Origin of the sequence: Roseateles sp., from assembly GCF_036486225.1 — a bacterium.
In the GTDB taxonomy this organism is placed as follows: Bacteria; Pseudomonadota; Gammaproteobacteria; order Burkholderiales; family Burkholderiaceae_C; genus Roseateles.
Genome location: NZ_DASVNZ010000322.1, coordinates 1 through 6,914 on the forward strand (window position 1 = coordinate 1; position 6,914 = coordinate 6,914).

The 6,914-nt window shown below is 71.5% G+C and carries 6 protein-coding genes; 2 read left to right on the forward strand and 4 right to left on the reverse strand.

Going from position 1 to position 6,914, the window contains the following annotated elements; translation table 11 throughout:
• The coding region (locus VF536_RS21080; protein WP_331616840.1) for an HlyD family type I secretion periplasmic adaptor subunit at positions 1 to 776 on the forward strand (776 nt) is incomplete at its 5' end.
• Positions 777 to 883: 107 nt separating this feature from the next.
• Here the strand turns inward: VF536_RS21080 and VF536_RS21085 are convergent.
• The 4 genes from VF536_RS21085 to VF536_RS21100 form a co-directional block, all read right to left on the reverse strand.
• Positions 884 to 2,026, reverse strand: a complete 1,143-nt coding sequence (locus VF536_RS21085) for a TIGR03364 family FAD-dependent oxidoreductase (protein ID WP_331616841.1) — start codon at positions 2,024 to 2,026, stop codon at positions 884 to 886.
• Positions 2,027 to 2,216: 190 nt separating this feature from the next.
• On the reverse strand, positions 2,217 to 3,953 hold the full coding sequence (locus VF536_RS21090; protein WP_414710424.1) for a putative 2-aminoethylphosphonate ABC transporter permease subunit: 1,737 nt from the start codon (positions 3,951 to 3,953) through the stop codon (positions 2,217 to 2,219).
• A 65-nt stretch (positions 3,954 to 4,018) separates the two neighbouring features.
• Positions 4,019 to 5,125: an ABC transporter ATP-binding protein gene (locus tag VF536_RS21095; RefSeq protein WP_331616842.1), complete on the reverse strand. Its 1,107-nt coding sequence runs from the start codon at positions 5,123 to 5,125 to the stop codon at positions 4,019 to 4,021.
• 41 nt (positions 5,126 to 5,166) lie between these two features.
• Positions 5,167 to 6,249: a putative 2-aminoethylphosphonate ABC transporter substrate-binding protein gene (locus VF536_RS21100; RefSeq protein ID WP_331616843.1), complete on the reverse strand. Its 1,083-nt coding sequence runs from the start codon at positions 6,247 to 6,249 to the stop codon at positions 5,167 to 5,169.
• Positions 6,250 to 6,383: 134 nt separating this feature from the next.
• Here VF536_RS21100 and VF536_RS21105 point away from each other — a divergent pair.
• On the forward strand, positions 6,384 to 6,914 hold a 531-nt coding region (locus VF536_RS21105; protein ID WP_331616844.1), incomplete at its 3' end, for a LysR family transcriptional regulator.

A 6,914-nucleotide genomic window follows, 5' to 3' on the forward strand; every position in this document is an offset into this window, starting at 1 on the left:
CCGCGGCCACGCGGCTCGAAGCGGCGCTGCCGCTGGCCGCGCGACGCGAGGAGGACCTGCGGGCGCTCGCGGGCGAGGGTTTCGCCTCCACGCACAGCTGGGAGGACCGCCGGCGCGAGCGGGTCGACCTGAGCGGAGAACTCGAGACCCAGCAGGCCCGTTCGCGCGAGACCGACGCTGCGCTGAACGAGACCCGGGCCACCCGCACCGCGCTGATCGCCGAGGTCCGCCAGCGCTGGCACACGACGCGCGAACAGGCCGCCGCCCGACTGGCGCAGATCGAGGCGGAGCACCGCAAGGCAGGCCGGCGCGAACAGCTGACGCGCCTCGTCGCGCCAGTGGACGGCACGGTGCAGCAGCTGGCGATCCACACGGCCGGCGGCATCGTGACCGAGGCGCAGGCGCTGATGGTGGTCGTGCCCGAGGACGCGCCGGTGACGGCGGAGGTGATGCTCGAGAACAAGGACATCGGGTTCGTGCGCGTGGGCGACGCCGCGGCGATCAAGCTCGAGGCCTTCCCGTTCACGCGTCACGGCACGCTGCCCGCGACCGTCACGCGGGTGAGCCCCGATGCGATCGACCACGAGCAGCTGGGGCCGAGATTCGCGGTGACGCTGACGCTCGCCGCCCGCGACATCGAGATCGACGGCCAGCGCGTGCCGCTGCGGCCGGGCATGGCGCTGAGCGCGGAAGTGCGCACCGGCAGCCGGCGCGTCATCGGCTTCCTGCTGAGTCCGCTGGAACGGGTGCGCAGCGAGAGCCTGCAGGAGCGTTGACTTCCGCCAACGAAGACTGGGGTGAGAGGAGCAGCGCCGGACTCCCTCTCCCGCACCGCGGGAGAGGGCGGGGGTGAGGGCCAGCGGCGGTGGAAGTGCGAACGCCCTCACCAGCCCGCGAGCACCTCTTCCGCCAAGCCGAAGGCGGTGCTCGCGCCGGTGCCGCTGGTGACCATCACGAGCCGCGTGCGCTCGTCCGGCGCCTCGACGAGGCACGGCGCCGACGCGCTGACCGGATAGACGCCGGTCCAGCGCTCCACCACCTCCAGCGACGGCAACACCAGTTGCCGATGCAACTCGTCGAGGATCAGCCGGTCCACCGCCTCGCTCGCGAACGGCGGCAGCACCGGGCCATAGTGGTGCGAGTCGCCGACCACCAGCGTGCCGTCGGCGCTCTGCACCGCGATCAGGTGGATGCCGTGGGCGAGCGCGTCGTGGCGCTCGGCGGACAAGCGCCGCAACAGCGGCTGCGCCTCGGGCAGCGCCGAGTAGCCCTCGTAGCGCACCAGGCTCAGGTCGGCCATCAACGCGGCGTTCAGACGGAAGCCCGACGGCGGGCGCACGCGCAGCATCTGCAGCTGGCACAGCGACAGCGCATGCGGCGTCCAGCGGTCGGCGAAGAGCCCGTGCAGCTCCGCGCCCGAGCAGACGACGACACGTTCGGCGCGGTAGCTGGCGCGGGACGTGCGCACGTGCGGCGCCTCGACCTCCAGCACCGCTTCGCCGAAGCGGAACTCGACGCCGTGCCGCTCCGCCAGCCACGCGGCGATGCGCGGGATCGCGTCGCGCGATTCGACGCGGAGTTCATGCGGGCTGTACAGGGCGCCACGCAAGGCGTCGCTGTGCGAGCCGCTGTCGTGCCGGCTTTCTGCGCGCAGACCGGGCTGGCGCGCGGTCGCGCCGGCGGCGCCCAGCCGCTCGCAGCCCTCGCCCATCTCGGTGGCGAGGAAGGCGTCGAGCAGCGCTTCCGATTCTTCGCAACGTGCGGCCAGCAGCAGGCCGGCGTGCTCGATGCGCAGGCCGGCCTGGGGCGCGAGCTCGGCCCACAGATCGCGCGAGCGCCGCGCGCGGCGCCAGTGCGCGCCGCGCTGCTGCCCGGTCACGGTGACGAAACCGAAGTTGCGGATCGACGCGCCGATGCAGGCCGCGTCGCGCTCGACGACGACGACACGCCAGCCGCGCTTCGCGCCGGCCCAGGCATGGGCCAGGCCGACGATGCCGGCGCCGACCACGAGGAGGTCATGAGTCATGAGAATTCAGGAAGCAAGAGGGTTTGAGCACTTCCACGTCAGCCGGCCCTCACCCCTGCCCTCTCCCGCAAGCGGGAGAGGGAGAAAGAGGAGCCGGCATTGCGACCAGAGCCGGTCGGACTCCCTCTCCCGCTTGCGGGAGAGGGTGGGGGTGAGGGCCAGCGGCGGTGGAAGTACGGAAGTTCGAGCGCTACCTCGCGCGCCACCGCTGGGTGCGTTGTATGAGCACATGCCCGACGAGGCCGATGACACCGCGCCCAACGGCCGCCGTCACGAACAGCAGCGTCGCCATCGCGGCCGCCGGCGCGGTATCCCCGGCGTCATCCATCGCGAGCACCGCAATCGCGGCCAGCGTGGTATCGGGCGAATACAGGAACACCACCGCCGACACCGTCGTCAGCGCGCTGACGAAGAAGTAGCCCGCCACCTGCACCAGCGTCGGGATCGCGATGGGCAGGTGCACGCGGCGCAGGTGCGTCCAGAACGGCAGGCCGAGCGACTCGGCCACGCGCTCGTACTCGGGGTCCAGCTGGCGCAGCGCCCCGAGCTGCGTCAGATGCGCCACCGAGTAGTAATGCGCCACCGTGCAAAGCACCAGCAGGCCGAGCCCGCCGTACCAGCCGCGCAGCGGATTCCACGGCGCGTTGAAGAACAGGATGTAGCCCAGTCCCAGGGCAAGACCCGGCACCGCCATCGGCAGCGTCGCCAACGCGTTGAGCACGCCGCGCGCGGCGACGAAGCCGCGCGACTTGTCCACCAGCCAGGCCAGCAGGAAGCTGAGTGCCGTGCCCGCCAGCGCGGTCCATCCGGCCAGGCGCAGCGAGTTGCCGTAGCTGGCCCAGCCGCCCCCGTCGCTCATGTCGAACTGGTAGTGCGCCAGCGTCGGCGCGAGCTGGTACGGCCAGTACTGCGCGAAGGACGCGTACACCGCGATGCCGAACACGCCGGCCAGCGCCGCGGCGATCAGCGCGCAGTACAGCAGCGCGGCGAGGTCGCGCGCCGTATGCGGCGCCGGCACGTGCGGGACGGCGCGCAGGCTCAGCACGGCGCGTTGGCGCGCGCGCAGACGTTGCTCCAGCACGAAGGCGCCGAGCGCCGGCAACAGCAGCAGCAGCGCGACGACGGCGCCGCGGTCCAGGCGCTGCTGGCCGACGACTTCCTTGTAGATGTCGGTGGCCAGCATCGCGGTCTGCCCGCCGACGACCTTGGGCACGCCGAAGTCGGTCAGCACCAGCACGAACACCACGACCAGCGAGATCAGCAGCCCGTAGCGGCTGGCCGGCAGCGTCACCGTGCGGAACACGCGCCAGCCGCCGGCGCCCAGGCAGCGCGCGGCCTCGATCGTGCGGGCGTCGCTGCTGGAGAGCGTGGTGACGAGGATCAGCATCGCGTGCGGGAAGGTCCACAGCACCGAGCCCAGCACGATGCCGGCCGGACCGTAGATGCTGGCGATGCCCAGCGCCTGCATCGCCGCCTTCAGCAGGCCCTGGTTGCCGAAGGCGTAGACCAGACCGATGGCGGCCAGCAGCGAGGGCGCGAGCAGCGGCAGCAGCGCGAGCGCGCGCCACAACCCCTTGGCGGGCAGCGCCGTGTGCGTCAGCGCCCAGGCATAACCGTAGGCGAGCGCGACGCAGATGACGGCGGAGACGGCCGACAGCGCGACGCTGTTCCACAGCGCGCTCCATCGTCCGGTGGAGAAGTAGGCGACGAAGTGCGACGCGCCGACGAAACGGCCCTGCCCGTCGAGCACGCTCTGCGCCAGCAGCGACAACAGGGGCAGCAGGATGATCACGGCCAACGCGACCAGGCCGGCGGCCAGCAGCGCGCGCAGCACCCAGGCTTCGCCGCTCCGTCCCCGTTGAAGCGGCGCCGGCGCGACCCGGGAGAGGGGTTGCGGTGAGGACTGCGACAGGCCGCTGGCCCTCACCCCCCGCCCTCTCCCACGCAGCGGGAGAGGGAGCCAGCGAGCGCGCCCTACCGCGTCTTCAGCGCTCACGCCACCCTCCGCATCGACAGCGGCGCGTCGAAGAGCTGCAGCGCCGCGGCGGGCAATCGCAAGCCGCGGACCTCGCCTTCGCTGAGTCCGGCGGCCTCGCCGCTCGGGATCTCGAGCATCAACGTGCCACCGGCGCCCGAACCCGCACCAGCACCAGCACCAGTCCCGGCTCCGACACCAAGAGCCTCGCAGCGCAGCAGCACCTGCGTGACGGCGCCGTGGAACTGCAGCGTCTCGATGCGGGCGCGCAGCATCGCGCCCTCCCCGTCCATCAAACGGATCGCCTCCGGGCGGATGCCCACGCGCACGACGCTGCCGGTCTTGTAGACCCGCGTATCGCCGTCCAGCAGCGTGGTGCCGACGCGCACGCGGCCCTCGGCGACGACCTGCCCGTCCATCCAGTTCATCCGGCCGACGAACCCCGCCACCAGCGCGCTCGCCGGGCGGTCGTAGAGCTGCCGCGGCGCGCCCTGCTGCGCGATCTGCCCCTTGGCGAGCAGCACCACGCGGTCCGACATCGCCAGCGCCTCGTCCTGGTCATGGGTCACCATCAGCGTGGTGATGCCCAGGCGCTGCTGCAGCGAGCGGATCTCGGTTCGCAGTTCCTGGCGGACCTGCGCGTCCAGCGCCGACAGCGGCTCGTCGAGCAGCAGCAGCTTCGGCCGGGGCGCCAGCGCGCGGGCGAGCGCGACGCGTTGCTGCTGACCGCCGGACAGCTGCGCGGGAAACTTGCCGGCCTGCTCGAGCAGGCCCACCAGCGCGAGCATCTCGTCGGCGCGCTCAGCCGCTTCGCGGCGAGGCAGTTCGCTGAGGCCGTAGCGGACGTTCTCCCGCGCCGTCATGTTGGGGAACAGCGCATAGGACTGGAACACCACGCCGAAGCGCCGCTGCGACGCCGGCCAGGCGGTGATGTCCAGGCCGTGCATCAGCACCTGGCCGAGCTCGGGCGTCTCGATGCCGCAGACGATGCGCAGCAGCGTCGTCTTGCCACAGCCCGACGGCCCCAGCAGCGACACGAACTCGCCGTCGCGCAGGTCGAGGTCGATGCCTTGCAGCACCGTCTGCGGGCCGAAGCGCTTGGTGATCTGGCGCAGATGCAGCATGGGGAGGTCCGGCTTATTTCTTCTCGATCACTTCTTCTCGATCACTTCTTTTCGGCCTTGGCCTCGTAGCGGCGCGACCACTCGGCGAGGATGCGGTCGCGGTTCGCGGCGGCCCAGTTGAAGTCGTTCTTCGCCAGCAGCTTGTCGAGGTCGGACGGCACGAACTCCAGCTGCTCCTGCACCGACGGCAGCGCCAGCACGGCGAAGTTCTTCGCGTAGAGCTCGTTGGCCTTGCGGGTCACGGACCAGTCGGCCAGCGCCTTGGCGGCGTCCAGCTTCTTCGTCGTCTTCATGACGGCGGTGGCCTCGACGTCCCAGCCCAGGCCTTCCTTCGGGAAGACGATGTCGATGGGCGCGCCTTCCTTCTTGGTCTTGTTGGCGCGGTACTCGAAGGACAGGCCGACCGGGAACTCGCCGGCGCCGGCCTGGCGGCAGGGCTTGGAGCCGCTGTGCGTGTACACGCCCATGTTCTGGTGCAGCGCGTCCATGAAGGCCCAGCCCTTGGCCTCGCCCATCATCTGCAGCCAGGCGGACACCATCAGGTAGCCGGTGCCGCTGGAGGCCGGGTGCGGCATCGTCAGCAGGCCCTTGTAGACGGGCTGGGTCAGGTCGGCCCAGGAGGTCGGCTTGGGCAGGCTGCGCTTCGCGGCTTCGGCGGTGTTGAAGCAGACGGCGGAGGACCACAGGTCCATGCCGACCCAGGTCGGCTGCGGCCGCGGGTCGCGCATCGTGGCGCGGACCTGCTCCAGGCCCTTGGGCGCGTAGGCGGCCAGCATGCCTTCCTTGTCCAGCAGCATCAGCGAGGTCGCGGCCAGGCCCCAGACGACGTCGGCCTGCGGGTTGGCCTTCTCGGCCAGCAGCCGGGCGGTGACGATGCCGGTGGACTCGCGGACGAACTTCAGTTCGATGGCGGGGTGGTCCTGCTCGAAGGCGGTCTTGTAGGCCTTGATCTGGTCGGCCTCGAGGGCGCTGTAGACCAGCAGCTCGGTCTTGGCCTGGGCACTTTGGGCGTGGACCTCGGGGCTGGTGAGCGCGGCGATCGCGGCCAGGGCCAGCGCCGCGGCGGCGTGCAGGACGGTGGACAGGGGGCTCGACCGGGTGGTCGACAGGGAGGTGATCGGCATGGGCGCTCCAGCGGGCGGTGGTCGATGGGGGACACTGTAGGAATGGGATATGTCATTGACGCGTCAAACGCCCCAAGTTCACGGAAACCGGTATTGGCCGTTTTGGGGGTATCGGGAGATCCAGGGAGCACGCCGTGCTCGTGAACCAGCTGAAGGCCTTCTTCGCCGTGGCGCGGCTGGGGTCCATCACCGGCGCGGCCAAGCAGCTGGGCCTGTCCCAGCCGACGGTGACGACGCAGATCCGCGCGCTGGAGGAGCAGTACGGGGTCGAGCTGTTCCACCGCGGCGGCGGCCGGCTGAGCCTGAGCGACGCGGGCCGGCGGCTGATGCCGCAGGTGGACGCGCTGCTGCAGCAGGAGCTGGACATCGAGTTCGCGCTGCGCGATTCGGCCGAGTTGCGCGGCGGCACGCTGCGGCTGGGCGCGACGGCGCCGTACTACACGCTGACGCTGGCGCAGCGCTTCAGGACGCGGCACCCGCGGGTGGAGCTGAGCATCTCGGCGGGCAATTCCCGGCAGATGGTGGACGCGCTGCTGGCCTACGAGGTGGACCTGGCGACCTCCAGCCACCGGGAGGACGACGCGCGGCTGCACCGCGTCGAGCTGGGCGCCGACCCGCTGGTGCTGCTGCTGCCGCGCGGCCATGCGCTGGCGCGGCGCGCGGCG

Bases quoted from the DNA above. Each gene is read 5' to 3' on its own strand.
- VF536_RS21085 (WP_331616841.1), bottom strand. From the start codon at position 2,026: ATGACTCATGACCTCCTCGTGGTCGGCGCCGGCATCGTCGGCCTGGCC.
- VF536_RS21095 (WP_331616842.1), bottom strand. From the start codon at position 5,125: ATGCTGCATCTGCGCCAGATCACCAAGCGCTTCGGCCCGCAGACGGTG.
- VF536_RS21100 (WP_331616843.1), bottom strand. From the start codon at position 6,249: ATGCCGATCACCTCCCTGTCGACCACCCGGTCGAGCCCCCTGTCCACC.